The organism is Arthrobacter sp. Bz4, assembly GCF_003075455.1.
Classification (GTDB): Bacteria; Actinomycetota; Actinomycetes; order Actinomycetales; family Micrococcaceae; genus Arthrobacter_D.
The window spans coordinates 38799-56255 of sequence record NZ_QDAE01000004.1; the positions used below are offsets into that span (position 1 = coordinate 38799).

Sequence of the window (17457 nt, forward strand, 5' to 3'; positions counted from 1 at the left end):
CATCTGTGATTGCAAACACACCACGCTTTGCGGTTGTTTAGATGAATGGCAATTAACCAAGCACTACCTATGACCAGCGTTGCGGATGAAATTGGCTGGCTGGCTGAGGTCGAGGATGCGATCGATTCGGTTTTCGCTCCCGTAACTGAGGTGTTCTCCAACATCGTGTTCTTCCCCATCACCATTGGGGAGGTCAGCTTTCCTATAGTTGTCGCGTGGCTGATCGCCGCGGGCATCATCTTCACCATCTACTTCGGCTTCGTCCAGTTCCGGCACCTCAAGGTGTCCTACGAAGTGGTCCGCGGCAGGTATTCCTCCAAAGACGACCCGGGAGAGGTGCCTCACTTCCAGGCCCTGACCTCAGCACTGTCCGGCACGGTCGGACTTGGCAACATTGCCGGTGTCGGCGCGGCTATGGCCCTTGGTGGGCCTGGCGCAACATTCTGGATGATCCTGGCCGGTTTGCTTGGTATGGCCACCAAGTTCGCTGAATGTACCCTCGGGGTGAAGTACCGCGAGGTCCACCCTGACGGCACCGTCAGCGGCGGGCCGTTCAAATACCTCCCCATCGCTTTCGAGAAGTTTGGCCGACTGCCCGCAAAGATCCTGACGGGTATCTTTGCCGTCGCCATCCTCATCTTCGGTGTGGCTGGTGGCAATATGTTCCAGGCCAACCAGACCTTCGCCCAGGTGCAGAACGTCACCGGCGGCGCGGACGGATTCCTCGGCAGCGCGGGCGCTGCCCTGATCTTCGGTATTGTCCTCGCCGCACTTGTCGGCGCAGTGATCCTCGGTGGCATCAAATCAATCGGTGCTACCACCAGCCGGCTCGTCCCTGCCATGGCAGCCGTCTACATCACGGCCTGCCTCTTCGTGATCGTCGTCAACATCGGCAACGTCCCAGCGGCCTTCGGCTCCATCATCGAGGGTGCTTTCGCCCCCGCCGGTATGGCAGGCGGCTTCATTGGTGTCATGATCGTCGGCTTCCAGCGTGCTGCATTCTCCAACGAGGCCGGCCTGGGCTCCGCAGCAATTGCCCACTCGGCAGTCAAGACCCGCCGTCCGGTCAGTGAAGGCTTCGTCGCGATGTTCGAACCGTTCATCGACACGGTGGTTATTTGCACCATGACCGCACTCACGATTGTCATTGCCAGCGCACCAAGCCTGCAGGCCGGAATCGACCAGGTGCAGGCCGGCGACGGCGCTCCCGACGGCGTGATCCTCACCTCGGATGCCTTCGCATCGGTCATTTCGTGGTTCCCGATTGTGCTGGCCATCGCTGTTGCCCTGTTCGCCTTCTCCACCCTGATCACCTGGTCGTACTACGGGCTGAAGGCCTGGGAGTACCTCTTCGGACGCAGCAAGGTGTCCGAAATCATCTACAAGTGCGTGTTCCTCTTCTTCACCGTCGTCGGCACCGTCCTGACCTTCGCCCAGGTCCTGAACTTCGCCGACGCCGCACTGTTCGTCTGTGCTTTTGTGAACCTGCTTGGTGTGTACATGCTGCTGCCGGTCATCAAGCGCGAGATGAAGGCCTACCTGGCCGACCGCAAGAGCGGCACGTTGCTGCAACTCGGTATCGACCATGACGATATCGAAGAAGCCAAGCCGTAATCGCCATCACGATCTAGCGTTCAAACGCCCGCCGGTTCCGTTGAACCGGCGCGTTTGGGTGTGAGGTGGGGTTGCCCAACCGGTTTCGTCGGTGCCAGCAACTAGACTTGGTGGCACCATGGATATGCTTTTCGACCCACACCTCGGCTCCACTCCCGCCAGTTCAGGGCGGCGCGCGACGTCGTCGGCGCGCCCTGCCGCCGCCGACCCGGCGGACGGTTCCGCTGAGGTGCCGCACTCCAGCGGCGGGCGCCGGGACGATGCACGCGCACGGGAACTATTGGTGGGCCTGAATCCGCAGCAGGAAGAAGCCGTCCGCCACAGCGGGTCGCCGCTACTGATCGTTGCGGGCGCCGGCTCGGGCAAAACCCGGGTGCTCAGTCACCGCATTGCCTACCTGTTGGCCATGGGCAGGGCCCACCACGGTGGGATCCTGGCAATCACCTTCACCAACAAGGCCGCCGCCGAAATGCGCGAACGCATCGAAGGCCTGGTCGGCGACGTCGCCAAGCGCATGTGGATCTCCACCTTCCACTCCTCCTGTGTGCGGATCCTGCGGCGGGAGGCAGCCTCCGTGGGGCTGAACTCCAACTTCTCCATCTACGATTCAGCCGACACGCTGCGGCTCGTCACCCTGGTGGCCAAGGGGCTGGATCTGGATCCCAAGCGGTTCACGCCCAAATCCATCCAGCACAAAATTTCGGCCCTGAAGAATGAACTGATCGATGAGGAGAGCTACGCCAGCTCAGCCAACTACTCGGACCCGTTCGAGCAGGCAGTCGCCGAGGTCTACATGGGTTACGCGCAGCGGATGCGTCAGGCCAACGCGATGGATTTCGATGACCTGATCGCCCAGACCGTCTACATGTTCAGGGCCTTCCCCGGGGTGGCCGACTACTACCGCCGCCGGTTCCGGCACGTCCTGGTGGACGAGTACCAGGACACCAACCACGCGCAGTACGCCCTGGTGCGGGAAATTGTTGGCATCACGGAGGACCCCAGCGAAAACGGGGAAGCCATTCCGCTCGCCGAACTGACGGTGGTCGGCGACTCGGACCAGTCGATCTACGCGTTTCGGGGTGCCGACGTCCGGAATATCGTCGAGTTCGAGAACGACTATCCCAATGCGCGCACCATCCTGCTGGAACAGAACTACCGGTCCACCCAGACCATCCTGAGCGCAGCCAACGCGGTGATTTCCCGCAACCCGGACCGGCCCGACAAAAAACTGTGGACCGCCGAGGGTGATGGTGAACCGATCGTCGGGTACGTGGGCGAAAACGAGCACGAGGAAGCCCGGTTTATCGCCGAGGAGATCGACCGCCTCCAGGATGAGGATGACCTTCGTCCTGGCGACGTGGCGATCTTTTACCGGACCAACGCGCAGTCCCGCTCCATTGAGGAAATCCTGATGCGCGTGGGCCTGCCGTACAAGGTGGTGGGCGGCACCCGCTTCTACGAGCGCAAGGAGATCAAGGATGCGCTCGCCTACCTGCGGGTCCTGGTCAACCAGGACGACGTCGTCAACCTCCGCCGAATCCTCAACGAACCGAAGCGCGGGATCGGGGACCGGGCCGAATACGCCGTCGCGGCGCTCGCCGAGCGGGAGCGGATGTCCTTCATGGCAGGACTCCGCCGAGCCGGCGAGGCACCGGGCCTGGCGACCCGCTCACTGAATGCAGTGAACGGCTTCGTGAAGCTCATGGATGATCTCGCTGAGGTGGCCGACGGGTCGGGTGCCTCCGCGGCACTGGAAGCGGTGCTGGAGCAGACCGGCTACCTGGCACAGTTAAGGCTGAGCAACGATCCGCAGGACGAGTCGCGGGTGGAAAACCTTGCGGAACTCGTGGCGGTGGTCCGCGAGTACGAACAGGAAAACCCTGACGGCACACTCGGCGACTTCCTGGAGCAGGTCTCGCTGGTGGCTGACGCCGACCAGATCCCCTCGCACCCGAAGGGTCGGCTGCCGAGGTGGAACAGGCGGTCGCCGAAGCCAAACGGCTGGGTGTGGTCACCCTGATGACCCTGCACACGGCCAAGGGGCTCGAATTTCCGGTGGTGTTCCTGACCGGCATGGAGCAGGGCATCTTCCCGCATCAGCGCTCAGCTACCGACCCGAAGGAGCTGGCCGAGGAACGCCGGCTCGCCTATGTGGGGCTGACCCGCGCGCGGAAACGGCTCTACATCACCCGGTCCGAGGTGCGCAGCATGTGGGGTCAGAGCCAGTACAACCCTGCCTCGCAATTTGTCGGCGAAGTGCCCAGCGAACTCATCAAGTGGAAACGGGAAGGCGCATCCGGGCCGGTCTGGTCCGGGGGCGCGGCAATCGGAGGCAACAACCGGTTCAGCGGATCCTACTGGGGGGCCGGTGCCGCGGGTGGCGACGACACCGGGCGCGGGCTGCCCACCCGGTCGGCAACCGTCGTCGGGCGTGTGCAACCACAGAAAGAGGTGCTCTCAGTCGCGGTGGGGGACAAGGTCAACCACACCAGCTTCGGCAACGGGACCATTCTGGCCGTCGAGGGAGCGGGCGACAAGACGGTGGCGAAAGTGTCGTTCGACGTTGGCGAGAAGCGCCTCCTGCTGAGGTATGCGCCGCTGACCAAGACGGGGTAGTTCATTAGCTCATCAGGTTACATTTCTACAAACCATAGAACTGTGGCCTTGGTCACTAAACGGGTAGTCTGTGAAAGGCGCTGAACGCCAAGGGACTAAAGTTCCCTGTGTAAACCTACTTCGACGTAGAAGGACACTGGCCTGTGGATCTGTTCGAATATCAGGCGCGCGATCTTTTTGAGGCACACGGAGTACCCGTGCTCGCCGGCATCGTGGCGCATACCCCCGAGGAAGCAAAGGCGGCAGCCGAGAAAATTGGCGGTGTCGTCGTCGTCAAGGCTCAAGTCAAAGTTGGAGGCCGCGGTAAAGCGGGCGGCGTCAAAGTCGCAAAGACCCCCGATGAGGCGTTCAAGTACGCCTCGGACATCCTTGGCATGGACATCAAGGGCCACACCGTTCACAAGGTGATGATCGCGCAGGGCGCTGACATCGCCGAGGAGTATTACTTCTCGGTACTGCTGGACCGGTCCAACCGCAACTACCTGGCCATGTGCTCGGTGGAGGGCGGCGTGGAAATTGAGCAGCTCGCGGTTGAGCGTCCCGAAGCGCTGGCCCGCATCGCCGTCGACCCCGCTGTGGGCATCGACCAGGCGAAGGCCAACGAGATCGTGGAGACCGCAGGGTTCGCTCCTGAGCTGCGCGAGGGTGTTGCCCACGCGATCATCAAGCTGTGGGACGTCTTCGTCTCAGAAGACGCCACCCTGGTGGAGGTCAATCCGCTGGTGCAGACCGGAAGCGGCGAGATCATTGCCCTCGACGGCAAAGTCACCATCGACGAGAACGCTGCGTTCCGTCAGGCCGGCCACGCCGAGCTTGAGGACCAGGACTCGGCTGACCCACTGGAGGCCAAGGCGAAGGCCAACGACCTCAACTACGTCAAGCTCGACGGCGAAGTGGGGATCATCGGCAACGGTGCCGGTCTGGTCATGTCAACGCTCGACGTCGTCGCCTACGCCGGCGAAGCCCACGGCAATGTGCGTCCAGCGAACTTCCTGGACATTGGCGGTGGAGCATCGGCTGCTGTGATGGCTGCCGGACTCGACGTCATCCTGAACGACCCTCAGGTCAAGAGCGTGTTCGTCAACGTGTTCGGTGGCATCACCGCGTGTGACGCGGTCGCCAACGGCATTGTCGAAGCGCTCCAGATCCTGGGCGACAAGGAAAACAAGCCACTGGTAGTCCGCCTCGACGGCAACAACGTTGAGGAAGGCCGCCGCATTCTCGCCGAGGCGAACCACCCAATGGTCACCCTCGCCGACACCATGGATGAAGGCGCCGACAAGGCCGCCGAATTGGCTTACGCCGCCCGCTGATCGAGCCTGCACTCCCCGGCTAGTGTTCTGCCGGGTCCAAAGGATTAAGGAATAACGTATGTCAATTTTTCTCAACAAAGACTCCAAGGTCATTGTGCAGGGCATCACCGGCGGCGAAGGCACCAAGCACACCGCGCTGATGCTCGCTGCCGGCACCCAGGTGGTCGGTGGGGTCAACGCCCGCAAGGCTGGCACCACCGTCACCCACGGTGACGTCACCCTGCCGGTCTTCGGTAAGGTCAGCGAAGCGATGACCGAAACCGGCGCCGACGTGTCGATCGTCTTCGTCCCCCCGGCCTTCACCAAGGACGCGGTGATCGAGGCCATCGAGGCCGGCATCGGACTCGTCGTAATCATCACCGAGGGCGTCCCCGTGCAGGACTCGGCCGAGTTCTGGGCCCTCGCCCAGTCCAAGGTCGACGCCGACGGCAACCAGGTCACCCGGATCATCGGCCCTAACTGCCCAGGCATCATCACGCCGGGGGAGTCCCTGGTCGGCATCACCGGCGAACATCACCGGTAAGGGTGGCGTGGGCCTCGTGTCCAAGTCAGGCACCCTGACCTACCAGATGATGTTCGAGCTGCGCGACCTCGGTTTCTCCACCGCCATCGGCATCGGCGGTGACCCCATCGTCGGAACCACCCACATCGACGCACTTGCTGCGTTCGAGGCGGACCCCGAGACCAAGGCCATCGTCATGATCGGCGAAATCGGTGGCGACGCCGAAGAGCGTGCCGCCGAATACATCAAAGCCAACGTCACCAAGCCGGTTGTCGGCTATGTGGCAGGCTTCACCGCACCCGAGGGCAAGACCATGGGCCACGCCGGCGCCATTGTGTCCGGCTCAGCGGGTACGGCTCAGGCCAAGAAGGAAGCCCTTGAGGCTGCAGGCGTGAAGGTCGGCAAGACGCCGTCCGAGACCGCCAAACTGCTCCGCGAAGTGTACGCGGGACTGTAATTCCTTCAGCGGAGGGCCCCGGCAGCTGGATTAGTCCAGCCGCCGGGGCCTTTTCTGTCCTCGGGGCTGGTGAGCAGTGCGCTGGAATTCGGGGCGTGACGGCCGCGTTAGGCTAACTGAACACCCCTACATCCCAGTTTGAGGAGTATGCATGCGTGCCACCATCATTCACGGTCCCGGCGACATCAAGGTTGAGGACCGCGACTACCCCACGATCAAGCGTCCGACCGACGCCATCGTGAAGGTCACCGCTTCCTGTGTCTGCGGTTCGGATCTCTGGCCCTACCGCGGCATCGGCAAGAACCGCGGCACCCGCGCGATCGGGCACGAGTTTGTCGGAGTCGTCGAGGAGATCGGCACCGAGGTGACAGACCTGGCGGTGGGCGACTTCGTGATTGCCCCCTTCGTCGACAGTTGCGGCAAATGTCCCCAGTGCCTCAATGGTGTGACGGTGGCGTGCGACCACCTCACCTCCTGGGGCGGCGACGACGAGTTCGGCCACTACGTCGAGGGCGCCCAGGGTGAGGCGGTCCGCGTCCCCCAGGCCGACGGCACCCTGCGCCGGGTAGATGGCGTGGCCGACCCCGACCGGGCGCTGACCGCCAGCCTCCTGACGCTTTCCGACGTGATGTCCACGGGCCACCATGCCGCGGTCAGCGCCCAGGTCGGACCAGGCCGCACCGTGGTGGTGGTCGGCGACGGCGCCGTCGGGCTGTGCGGTGTGCTCGCCGCAAAGCGACTCGGCGCGGAACGCATTATCGCGATGTCCCGGCACGAGGATCGGCAGGCGCTGGCCCGCGAGTTCGGCGCCACCGACATCGTCGCCGAACGTGGCGATGCCGGCGTGGAGAAAGTCCGGGAATTGTTGGGGGGAGTGCTGGCCGACTCGGTGCTTGAGTGTGTGGGTACCAAGGAGTCGATGGAGCAGGCGCTCGCCAGCACCCGGCCCGGCGGCAACCTCGGGTTTGTTGGTGTTCCCGCCGGCGGCGCCGAACTGCCCATCGGCCTGCTGTTCTCGAAGAACATCACCGTGGGCGGCGGCATGGCCCCGGCCCACACCTACATTCCCGAGCTTCTGGCCGACGTCCTCGCCGGGAAGATCAACCCGGGCAAAGTGTTCGACGTCGAGATGCCCCTCGAAGAAGCAGCGGCAGCCTACCAGGCCATGGATGAGCGCCGCGCGATCAAGGTACTGCTCAAACCCTAGCCCCACCCACGAACGCGCCGGCAGCCGTGTTGCACACGGATGCCGGCGCGTTCGGCGTTTAACGGCAACCCGACGGACGAATTGTGCAGAGCCGCAATTTTGCAGTTGTGTAAAAGGTTGTCCAGTGCCACAATAGTTTGGTGAGTCAACTAATTTCCTTGCGGGACCGAAAGAGGACAGAGACCTGGGCTGCGCTGCATGATGCCGCGGCCAGGCTCACCCTCGAAAACGGCCCGGACCGCGTCACCACCGAGGCGATTGCTGCCCAGGCCAACGTCTCGGCCCGCACCTTCTTCAACTACTTCGGCACCAAAGAGGACGCCATCCTCGGCCTCCAGGACCCCTCCATCCACGACTCCTGGCTGGCGGCCTTCGACGTCGACGCGGACCTCCTCGACCAGGTTTCCCGGCTCCTCGTGCAGGTGGTGCATTCCACTGAGGGTGGCGCCGACGGCGACAGCCTCCGGATGGAGGTGGTGCGGCGGTTCCCCCAGTTGCGCCAGCGCCGCTTCGGCTACTTCCTGAAGGTGGAACAGCTGGTCCGTGACGTCCTCACCGAAGGCATCACCGCCTCAGCCAAGTGGGCCGACGTCGCCCGGCGCCACCGGGCCGAAGACATTTCCCGGATGATCGTGCTGATCGCCGGAGCCCCCATGCGTTACGCGATGCAGGAATCTGCACACGCCCCCACACTAGACAACCAGTTCGCGGCTCTCAGTACCGCCAACGCACTCCTCAGAGAGGTCCTCCCGGAAATTCAATGAGTACCACAACCAAAACCGCTCCAGCTGTCGTTGTCGAGAAGCCCACCGGCATGCTCCTGTTGTTCATCGGCCTGATGCTCTCAATGCTGCTGGCAGCCCTCAGCCAGATGATCCTCAGTACCGCGCTTCCCACCATTGTGGGCGAGCTCAACGGGGTGGACCAGATGCTCTGGGTGATCACCGCCTACATCCTGACCGCCACCATCGTGATGCCGATCTACGGCAAACTCGGTGACCTGATGGGCCGCAAGAACCTGCTGCTCATCGCGATCAGCATCTTCATGGCTGGCTCAATCGTCGGCGGGCTTGCCCCCGACATGCCGTGGTTGATTACCGGCCGGGCCATCCAGGGCGTCGGTGGCGGTGGGCTGATGATCCTCTCCCAGGCGATCATCGCCGACGTCGTTCCCGCCCGCGAACGCGGCAAATATATGGGCGCCATGGGCGGGGTCTTCGCGTTCGCCTCGGTAGCTGGGCCCCTGCTTGGCGGATTCTTCACTGAAGGTCCGGGCTGGCGTTGGATGTTCTGGATCAACATGCCGTTGGGCATCCTCGCGATCCTCGTTGTCGTCTTCTTCCTGCACCTTCCCGGCAAGGAGAGGAAGCGGTCAAAGCCCGACGTCGCAGGCATGGTCCTCCTGGCCCTTGCCACCACCTCGATTGTGCTGGTGGGCACCTGGGGCGGCACCCGGTACGACTGGACCTCGTTGACGATCCTGGGCCTGATCGCTGCTGCGGTGGTCACCAGCGCAGCTTTTGTCCTGGTCGAACGCCGTGCGGACGAGCCGATCCTTCCGATGCACCTCTTCCGGGAACGCAACTTCAACCTCACCACCGCTGGCGGCCTGCTGATCGGCGTCACCATGTTCGGCGCCGTCGGCTACATGCCGACCTACCTGCAGATGGTCACCGGAGCAAGTGCCACCAACGCTGGCCTGCTGATGATCCCGATGATGGGGGCGCTGCTGGTCACTTCCACCGGATCGGGGCTGCTTGTCAGCCGGACCGGCCGCTACAAGTGGATGCCGATCGCCGGGTCACTGCTGGTCGCCGTCGCACTCTTCCTGCTCTCGACCATCCAACCCGCCACCGAGCTCTGGGTAATCTGCACGTACCTCGGGTTGCTTGGCGCCGGGCTGGGCCTCAGCATGCAGATCCTGGTGCTGATTGTGCAGAACACCTTCCCAAACCGGATGGTCGGGACGGCTACCGCCTCGAACAACTACTTCCGTCAGATCGGGGCCACCCTGGGGTCGGCCATCGTCGGTAGTCTCTTCACGACACGGGTCGCTGACCTGCTGACCGAGCGGCTTCCCGGCGGGGCGGTCAGCACCGAGGGTGGGGTCAACTCGCTCACCCCCGAACTGGTCTACACGCTCCCGGAGGCCGCGAGGAACGCGGTGATCGATTCCTACAACGACGCACTCACACCACTCTTCCTCTACATGGCGCCGCTCGGAATCATCGCCGCGATCCTGCTGTTCTTCGTGAAGGAGGCCCCTCTTGCGACGTCGATCGCCGCGGACCCTGAACCAGCCACCCAGGCCAGCAAGGCAGAATAGGGGCATGAGTTCCTACCTGATTACCCGTGAACGATTCATCAACGCCCCGGCCAGCGACATTTTCGAGGTCCTGGCGACCCCGGCGCTGCACAGCGTGATTGACGGCTCCGACACCGTCCAGGGCGAACAGCCAGGTGGACCGCAGCGGCTGTACGAGGGCGCCAAGTTCGGCATGGACATGCGGATCGGCGCGAAGTACAAGATCCTCAACAAGGTGACCGAGTTCGAGGAAGGCCGCCGGATTACCTGGCGCCACTTCACCAAGGCCACCTGGAGCTACGTCCTCGAACCGCGTGACGGCGGCACCCTGGTCACCGAGCAGTGGGATGCGCGTTCGGTGACTGGGAAGATTGTGCTGCGGCCGATGGGGTTCCTGCGGAAGAACCCGGTTGCCATGGAAAAAACCCTCATCAAGCTCGAAAACTACGTGACCAAACCCTGAGGTCAGCAGCTACTGGCCCTTACAGCAGCCCGACGCCGAACAGCAGCCCGAGCAGGTAGGTAGCGGCGGCCGCACCGAGGCCGATCGCCACCTGCCGTAACGCCAGCTTCAGTGGCGACGCTCCGGAGAGAAGCCCGACGACGGCGCCCGTTCCCAGCAGCGCGAGTCCCACCAGAACGCAGGCGACGAGGACGGCCGTCATCCCGCTCAGCCCGAACAGGTACGGCAGGATGGGGATCAGGGCCCCCGAGGCGAAAAAGCAGAAGCTGGCACCCGCCGCGCCCAGGCCAGTGCCGATGTGTTCATGAGCGTCGCGGTCACCAGTGATTTCCGGCTGGAGGGACAGACTCGGATCACAGTCGCAGTCACGGAGCCCCAACCGTTCCGAGGCGCGATGCTCGGCCGCCTCCAGGGACATGCCGCGGGCGCGGTAGACCAGCACCAGTTCGTTGGCATCCATATCCAGTTCCTTGGCGGCGGTGAGCGTGATCTGGGTGGGCCGCGACGCTGCGAGCAGCTCCCGCTGCGACCGGACGGACACGTACTCGCCGGCACCCATGGACAGTGCTCCGGCGAGGAGGCCCGCGACGCCGCTGAACAACACAAACCCGGTGGAGACACCGGTTGCGCCGACACCCAGGACGAGGGCCAGGTTGCTGACCAGTCCGTCGTTAGCCCCGAACACTGCGGCCCTGAAGTTGCCCGATAGCCTGTTGCGGCCCCGGGTCGCAAGCCCCCGAATGACTTCCTCATGGATCTGTTCATCAGCAGCCATCGCGTCGGTGGCGGTGGGGTCCGCGGCGTAGGGGGACCTGCTTTCGGCACGCTGCGCCAGGGCCAGCACGAAGACGCTGCCAAACCGCCTGGCGAGGAAGCCCAGCACCAGGTTGCGGAACGAAGGCCGCGCAGGCTTGCCGGCGTCGGGCCCGAGGAGTGAGAGCCAGTGGGCCTCGTGTCTGCCTTCGGCCTTGGCCAGGGCGAGCAGAATTTCTTGTTCCTCGCCCTCGCGGCGGCTCGCCAGATAGCGGTAGGTGGCGGCTTCGGCGCGTTCGTCGGCCAGGTATTGGCGCCAGCGGCGAATATCTGCCGGGGCTGGCTGGTCTGACTGTGGTGTCACGTGGGATCTCCTGGTCTGTAGCGACCAGTGCCGTGACGGGGCTCCGGCCGTCGTTAAAGCGGCCGAAGGTCTCGCTCGCCGGTCTAGGTCACCGGTGGATTGCCGGGCCATCGTCTTCGATGGCCAGTATGTCGACAGGCCGCTGCGCCGAGCCCCGCTGGTGCGGGACGAACGCGGGAGCTACTCCCCTTCTCAGCGTCAATCTTAGCCCGAGGGCGCCTCATCAGACGACCACCGATGGAGGTAAGCCTCGCTAGGATGAAACCATGGCCAGCCCAGCAGATAAATCCCCCCGCCGTGGATCACTGACCCAGTGGCTGCTGCAGGGCGGAGCAGATCCCGATCCCCGGTTCACGCTGGCGAACGAGCGGACGTTCCTGGCCTGGATCCGGACGTCCCTGGCGTTGCTGGCTGGCGGCATAGCGATTGAAGCGTTCACCGCTGAGTTGTTCGATCCGGTCATCCGCAAAGCCCTGGCGATTCTCCTGTTGGTATTGGCCATGCTGCTTGCCGCCGGAGCGTGTGGGAGATGGTTGATCGTCGAGCGGGCCATGCGCCAAGGGCGGCCCTTACCCCTGTCGCTCCTCGCCCCGCTGCTCGCGCTCGGCGCAACGGTAGTGGCGGCGGTGGTCGTGGTCGTGATCTACAGCCGATCGGCCTGACAGGCTCCCGATGAACCGCGACCACCCCGTCGACACCGGCCTGCCGCCGGAACGCACCTCACTTGCCTGGGGGAGGACCCTGCTGGCGCTGGTGATCTGCGGTGTGCTCTTTGTGCGATGGCTGCCGGAGCACGGTTGGTTTGCGATGATCCTCACCGGCACCTCACTCGCTGCGGCGCTGGGAATCTACCTGAGCCAACGGCTCCGGTATCGCCGGAACCTCAAGGGGGTCAGGAGTGGTGTGTTGAAAGCAGATGTGACTGCGGTGCTCTGGACTACCGTGGTGGTGGTCGCGGTGGGTGCCGCTGGCATCTACGCTGTCCTGTTCCAGTCGCTGCATGAGTGAGGAAAAAAGCTGTCGGACAGTGAGCGACCGCCCGGCGAATCAGGATAGAGTTCAACAGGCCAAGACAGGAAGTAGACTGATGACTTTTGATTCAACTGCCCCATGGGTACAAAACTACGGCCCGGGTGTGCCCGCCGCCGTCGCCATCCCCGACGGCTCCCTCGTCAACCTCGTTGAGGAATCCGCACGTAACTACGGCAAGAAGGTCGCCCTTGAGTTCTTCGGAGCCGAGACGACCTACCGCCAGCTCGGTGAGGAGATCCAGCGCGCGGCCGAAGGCCTGCATCGGCTGGGTGTCGTAGCGGGAGACCGGGTGGCGCTGGTGCTGCCAAACTGTCCCCAGCATGTGGTGGCGTTCTATGCTGTCCTGCGGCTCGGCGCCATTGTCGTGGAGCATAACCCCCTCTACACCGACCGCGAGTTGCGGCACCAGTTCGAGGACCACGGCGCACGGCTGGCAATTGTTTGGGACAAGGCAGCGCAGCGGGTGCAGGATCTGCCCGCAGACGTCCACGTCACCACCATTGTGACCGTCGACCTGACGCGGGCCATGCCGTTCGCGAAACGGGCAGCGCTGAGGCTTCCCATCCGGAAGGCCAAGGACTCACGCAAGGCGTTGACCACCACCGCGAAGCTCTCCGGCAGTCGAAGCGTCACCCGGTGGGACGACCTGGTGAAAAACAAGCGGCTGGACGTAACCCATCCGGGGCCCGTGGCCACCGACATTGCGGTGCTGCAATACACCAGTGGCACCACCGGGCACCCCAAGGGGGCGGTGCTCACCCACCGGAACCTACTCGTCAATGCGGCGCAGGGACGGGCATGGGTGCCAGGCCTGGATGACGGGAAGGAAGTCATTTACGCCGTCCTGCCAATGTTCCACGCCTACGGGCTCACCCTCTGTCTGACGTTTGCCATGAGCATTGGGGCCCGGTTGGTCCTTTTCCCCAAGTTCGATGAAGACCTGGTGCTGGACGCGGCGAAAACCCACCCGCCCACCTTCCTGCCCGCTGTTCCACCGATCTATGAGCCTCTTGCGAAGCGCGCCGTGGAACGTGGGGTCAGTCTGAAGAGCATTCGCTTCGCGATCTCCGGCGCAATGAATCTGCCGCTGGCGACCATCGAGTTGTGGGAGTCGGTAACCGGTGGATACCTGGTGGAGGGGTACGGGCTCACCGAGACCTCGCCCATCTCGCTCGGCAATCCAATTGGCCCCACGCGTAAGCCCGGAACCGTTGGGGTGCCGTTCCCCAATACGGAAATCCGGGTCGTGGACCCCGAGGATGCCGGTAGTGAGCGTGCGCCCGGAGAGCCCGGCGAACTCCTCATCCGCGGACCGCAGGTGTTCCAGGGTTATTGGCGGAACGATGAGGACACGCGGGCTGTCCTGAGTTCCGACGGCTGGTTCAAGACCGGGGACATCGTCCGGGTCGATGCCGACTCCTATGTCACCATCGTGGACCGGATCAAAGAGATCATCGTCACCGGCGGGTTCAACGTCATGCCCACCGAGGTGGAGGAAGCGTTGCTCGACCATGACAGTGTCGCCGATGCGGCGGTGGTTGGCCTGCCGCTGGCGGGCGGGGGCGAAGAGGTGGTGGCCGCCGTCGTGATCCGCGAGGGACACCAGTTCAGCGGGGACGCGCTGAAAGCCTTCTGCCGGGGCTCCCTCGCCGCCTACAAGGTGCCGCGCCGTATTGTGGTGGTAGAAGAACTGCCGAGGTCACTCATCGGCAAGGTGCTGCGGCGCCGGGTTCGAGATCAACTAATTGCCGGCGACAGCTGAAATGCGCCACCCCAGTGAACAAGGAGACAGGGACTGTGTTTAACATTTTCAGGCGCACCAAGGAGGCACCGCGCGGGGAAGAACGCCGGGAGGAAACTGCCGACGTCGACACCCCAGAGCCGGTGGGGAGCCCCTGGCGCGACTCGCTGGGCCGCAGCAGCACGCGCGCAGCTCAGGTTCTGCTGATCCTGGTGCTGGCGGTCATCGTGATCTACGGCCTGATCCAGGTGCGCTTGGTAGTGATCCCACTGATCATTGCCCTGATTCTCGCGGCCGCCATCGGCCCGCTGGTGAACTGGTTGCGGCGTAAGGGGTGGCCCAGTGCGCTCGCCACCGCGTTCTCCTTCCTGCTCCTGCTTGGAGTATTGGGTGGTGTGATCACGGGCATCGTCTTCGCTGTCCAGAGCCAGCTCGACGAACTGGTCGACAACGCATCGCAGGGCTTCGACCAGATTTACGAATTCGTCCGCGATGGCCCGCTGCCCATCGATGAGCAGCAGATCTCCGACGCGCAGGAATGGCTGATCGACTTCGCCACCAGTGCCACAGCCGGAGCCGGTGCCGTATCGGGCATTACGGCAGCCGGCGAGTTCCTCACCGGGGCTGTGCTGATGGTGGTCATCCTGTTCTTCTTCCTCAAGGACGGCGACAGGATCTTCGCCTTTGTCCTGCGGCCCTTCAAGGGTGAGCGGCTGGTCAAGGCCCGCCGCGTGGGAATGCACGGACTGGAGACGCTCGGTGGGTATGTTCGGGGAACCGCGATTGTCGCTTCAGTTGACTCGGTGGTCATCGGCATCGCCCTGTTCATCCTGGGCATCCCACTGGCGCTCCCGCTCGCGGTCATTGTGTTTGTTGGTGCGTTCATTCCCCTGGTGGGTGCGACGGCGGCCGGAGCGCTCGCCGCTCTGGTGGCACTCGTGTCAGACGGGCCGACTACCGCACTGATCGTGATTGTCGTGGTGATTGCCGTGAACCAGATCGAGGGCAACTTCCTGCAGCCTGTGGTGATGGGCCGCTCCCTGAGCGTGCACGCCCTGGTCATCCTGGTGGCGTTGACCGCCGGCACCATCCTGGCCGGTATTGTCGGCGCCATCCTGTCGGTGCCCATTGCGGCAGTCACCTGGAGTGCCATCAAGTCCTGGACCGGTGAAGAAGACGGACCAGTGACCCCCGCCGACATCAGGCAAGCCGAGATCGATACCAAGGCCGACGCCGTCGGCCGTGGCCGCAGCAGCAGGCCTGGCCGGAAGATCAAATCCTCGACAGCCAAGTCGTAGGCCTGGGCGCCCCGGCTCGCCCCCCGCGACACCCCCACCCCCGGATCGAGTCAACACCAATAACAGGTTTCCGGAAGGAAATCGGCTATGAGTGTTGACTCGATCCTTGGTGGGAGCGGCGGCTCTGCGTTGCGGGCTAGCGGGTGGTGGAGGTGACGGGTACTGCGACCTCGTCCTCAGCGGCGCCCGCCACGCGACGCTCCCAGGCGGCCATGACCGCCGGGTCGGTGCGCTTGGTGAGGAACGAAACGATCACAAACACCAGGGCCGAAGCGATGAGTCCGTAGTAGATCGGTTCGTTGGCGTAGATACCGTCGTACTGGTTCTCGGCGTTGACCTCAAGGTAGATCATGGTGCCGAGGGTGAAGACCGTGCCGGCAGCCATCGAAGCCGCTGCTGCGACGCCGGTGGCCCGCTTCCAGACCAGTCCACCGATGATGGAGACCAGCAGGCCGCCAACCAGGATGGCGTAGGCAATGGTGAGAGCTGCGACCACGTCCTGGACGATGACCGCCAGCGCGATGGCGACCAGGCCCAGACCCAGCACCCACCAGCGGTTGGCGGTGACATCGTGCTCGGGGTTCTCGGCCTCGTCCTCGGTGGTGGTGTCGATGCTGCTCTGGCCGCCACGGCCAAACCAGCTGCTGACGAATGGCACGACGTCGGCACGGGCCACTGTCGCAGCGGCGATCAGTGAACCGGATGCCGTAGACATCATGGCGGCGACGGCAGCCGCCAGCACCAGTCCGCCGATGCCGATCGGCAGGACGTTGATGGCAATATCCGCGTACACGTCGTCCTGGGACTCGATGTTGGGGAGGATCACGCTGGCCGACATGCCGATGATCGCGCCGGCGACGCCGTAGAGGATGCAGTAGACGCCTGCCGTCACTCCACCCCACCGGGCCACGGTGGGTGTCCGGGCAGTGAAGACGCGCTGCCAGATGTCCTGCCCGATGAGCAGGCCCAGGGTGTACACCACAAAGTAGGTGATGATGCTCTGCAGGCCGATGCCGGTGATGCTGAAGAACTCGGCTCCGGCACGCTCGGAGATGCCGTCGAAACCGCCGGCGTTGATCAGGGCGAAGGGCAGCATCAGGCAAACACGCCGATGGTTTTGATGATGAACTGCGCCATGTCGGCCAGGGTGATGGACCACATGCCGCCGATTGTCGAGTAGATCAGCACGATCGCACCGCCGACGGCGATCGAGGCTGCGCGGTCCCACCCGAACAACACCACAAAGATGGTGGCGTAGGCGCCAGTAGAAGTAGCGCAGAGCATCAGGGTGTAGGCCAGCATGACGATGCCTGAGGCCTTGGTGGCCTCGGCGCCATAGCGCAGGGTGAGCATTTGGGAGACCGTGTAGATCTTCAGCTTCTGCAGGGTTGGGGCAAAGAGGAGGCTGAGCAGCAGCACCCCAACCCCGATGGCGACGACGAGCCACATGCCCGAGATGCCGTAGGTGTAACCGAGGCCGACGCCACCGACTGTCGAGGCGCCGCCCAGTACTACCGCCGCCATGGTGCCGGTGTACAGAAGTGGGCCGAGGCGCCGGCCGGCGACAAGGTAGTCGCTCGTGTTCTTGGTGCGGGACTTGCCCCACCAGCCGAACGCCAGCATGCCTACGAGGTAGACCACCACGATCGCAATATTGATGAATTCCATGGTGCTCCTGATTGTGGGGGTTTCGGTTAGAAAGTAACCTATAGAAAACTTATGTTTCGCTATAGGCTAGTTGTGACCTTGCTAACAGGTCAAGTGTGTGATCAGGGCGGTCCTCGGGGAATCC

The 17457-nt window shown here is 63.8% G+C and carries 11 protein-coding genes and 3 pseudogenes; 12 read left to right on the top strand and 2 right to left on the bottom strand.

Annotation, left to right across the window (positions count from 1 at the left end; genetic code table 11):
* The first annotated feature begins 69 nt into the window (after positions 1-69).
* The 8 genes and pseudogenes from DDA93_RS04695 (at position 70) to DDA93_RS04730 (ending at position 10477) form a co-directional block, all read left to right on the top strand.
* Positions 70-1614 (top strand): alanine/glycine:cation symporter family protein, encoded by a 1545-nt coding sequence (locus DDA93_RS04695; RefSeq protein WP_243400510.1) that lies wholly within the window; start codon positions 70-72, stop codon positions 1612-1614.
* Positions 1615-1738: 124 nt separating this feature from the next.
* Positions 1739-4230 (top strand): annotated as a pseudogene (gene pcrA / locus DDA93_RS04700) (DNA helicase PcrA).
* Between the two features lie 143 nt (positions 4231-4373).
* Positions 4374-5543 (top strand): ADP-forming succinate--CoA ligase subunit beta, encoded by a 1170-nt coding sequence (gene sucC / locus DDA93_RS04705; protein ID WP_019483851.1) that lies wholly within the window; start codon positions 4374-4376, stop codon positions 5541-5543.
* 58 nt (positions 5544-5601) lie between these two features.
* Positions 5602-6502: pseudogene (gene sucD / locus DDA93_RS04710) on the top strand (succinate--CoA ligase subunit alpha).
* 151 nt (positions 6503-6653) lie between these two features.
* On the top strand, positions 6654-7709 hold the full coding sequence (locus tag DDA93_RS04715; RefSeq protein WP_024475443.1) for a zinc-dependent alcohol dehydrogenase family protein: 1056 nt from the start codon (positions 6654-6656) through the stop codon (positions 7707-7709).
* A gap of 140 nt (positions 7710-7849) precedes the next feature.
* Positions 7850-8473 (top strand): TetR/AcrR family transcriptional regulator, encoded by a 624-nt coding sequence (locus tag DDA93_RS04720; RefSeq protein ID WP_162148034.1) that lies wholly within the window; start codon positions 7850-7852, stop codon positions 8471-8473.
* Positions 8470-10035 carry an MDR family MFS transporter gene (locus tag DDA93_RS04725; RefSeq protein WP_019483856.1) on the top strand — a complete coding sequence of 522 codons (1566 nt, stop codon included), beginning with the start codon at positions 8470-8472 and terminating at the stop codon, positions 10033-10035. The genes DDA93_RS04720 and DDA93_RS04725 overlap by 4 nt, the downstream gene beginning before the upstream one ends.
* A 4-nt stretch (positions 10036-10039) precedes the next feature.
* On the top strand, positions 10040-10477 hold the full coding sequence (locus DDA93_RS04730; protein WP_019483857.1) for an SRPBCC family protein: 438 nt from the start codon (positions 10040-10042) through the stop codon (positions 10475-10477).
* Positions 10478-10496: 19 nt separating this feature from the next.
* On the opposite strand, the gene DDA93_RS04735 is transcribed toward DDA93_RS04730, so the two are convergent.
* Positions 10497-11594, bottom strand: coding sequence for a VIT1/CCC1 family protein (locus tag DDA93_RS04735; RefSeq protein WP_347693140.1), 1098 nt, complete (start codon positions 11592-11594; stop codon positions 10497-10499).
* Positions 11595-11860: 266 nt separating this feature from the next.
* Here DDA93_RS04735 and DDA93_RS04740 point away from each other — a divergent pair, with 266 nt between their 5' ends.
* The 4 genes from DDA93_RS04740 to DDA93_RS04755 all read left to right on the top strand — a co-directional run bounded on the left by DDA93_RS04740 (position 11861) and on the right by DDA93_RS04755 (position 15665).
* Entirely contained in the window at positions 11861-12256 is a 396-nt protein-coding gene (locus DDA93_RS04740) for a DUF202 domain-containing protein (RefSeq protein WP_019483859.1), read from the top strand.
* A 10-nt stretch (positions 12257-12266) separates the two neighbouring features.
* Positions 12267-12602, top strand: coding sequence for a DUF202 domain-containing protein (locus DDA93_RS04745; protein ID WP_019483860.1), 336 nt, complete (start codon positions 12267-12269; stop codon positions 12600-12602).
* A gap of 79 nt (positions 12603-12681) precedes the next feature.
* Complete coding sequence (locus DDA93_RS04750) at positions 12682-14388, top strand: long-chain-fatty-acid--CoA ligase (RefSeq protein WP_019483861.1); 1707 nt, start codon at positions 12682-12684, stop codon at positions 14386-14388.
* Between the two features lie 35 nt (positions 14389-14423).
* Positions 14424-15665 (top strand): AI-2E family transporter, encoded by a 1242-nt coding sequence (locus DDA93_RS04755; RefSeq protein WP_116778156.1) that lies wholly within the window; start codon positions 14424-14426, stop codon positions 15663-15665.
* A gap of 136 nt (positions 15666-15801) precedes the next feature.
* Here DDA93_RS04755 and DDA93_RS04760 read toward each other — a convergent pair.
* Positions 15802-17333 (bottom strand): annotated as a pseudogene (locus DDA93_RS04760) (sodium:solute symporter).
* Between the last annotated feature and the right edge of the window lie 124 nt (positions 17334-17457).

What these genes read in the sequence shown, in the direction of transcription:
- DDA93_RS04695 (WP_243400510.1), top strand. Translation starts at nt 70, where the DNA reads ATGACCAGCGTTGCGGATGAAATTGGCTGGCTGGCTGAGGTCGAGGAT.
- DDA93_RS04715 (WP_024475443.1), top strand. Translation starts at nt 6,654, where the DNA reads ATGCGTGCCACCATCATTCACGGTCCCGGCGACATCAAGGTTGAGGAC.
- DDA93_RS04725 (WP_019483856.1), top strand. Translation starts at nt 8,470, where the DNA reads ATGAGTACCACAACCAAAACCGCTCCAGCTGTCGTTGTCGAGAAGCCC.
- DDA93_RS04730 (WP_019483857.1), top strand. Translation starts at nt 10,040, where the DNA reads ATGAGTTCCTACCTGATTACCCGTGAACGATTCATCAACGCCCCGGCC.
- DDA93_RS04740 (WP_019483859.1), top strand. Translation starts at nt 11,861, where the DNA reads ATGGCCAGCCCAGCAGATAAATCCCCCCGCCGTGGATCACTGACCCAG.
- DDA93_RS04745 (WP_019483860.1), top strand. Translation starts at nt 12,267, where the DNA reads ATGAACCGCGACCACCCCGTCGACACCGGCCTGCCGCCGGAACGCACC.
- DDA93_RS04750 (WP_019483861.1), top strand. Translation starts at nt 12,682, where the DNA reads ATGACTTTTGATTCAACTGCCCCATGGGTACAAAACTACGGCCCGGGT.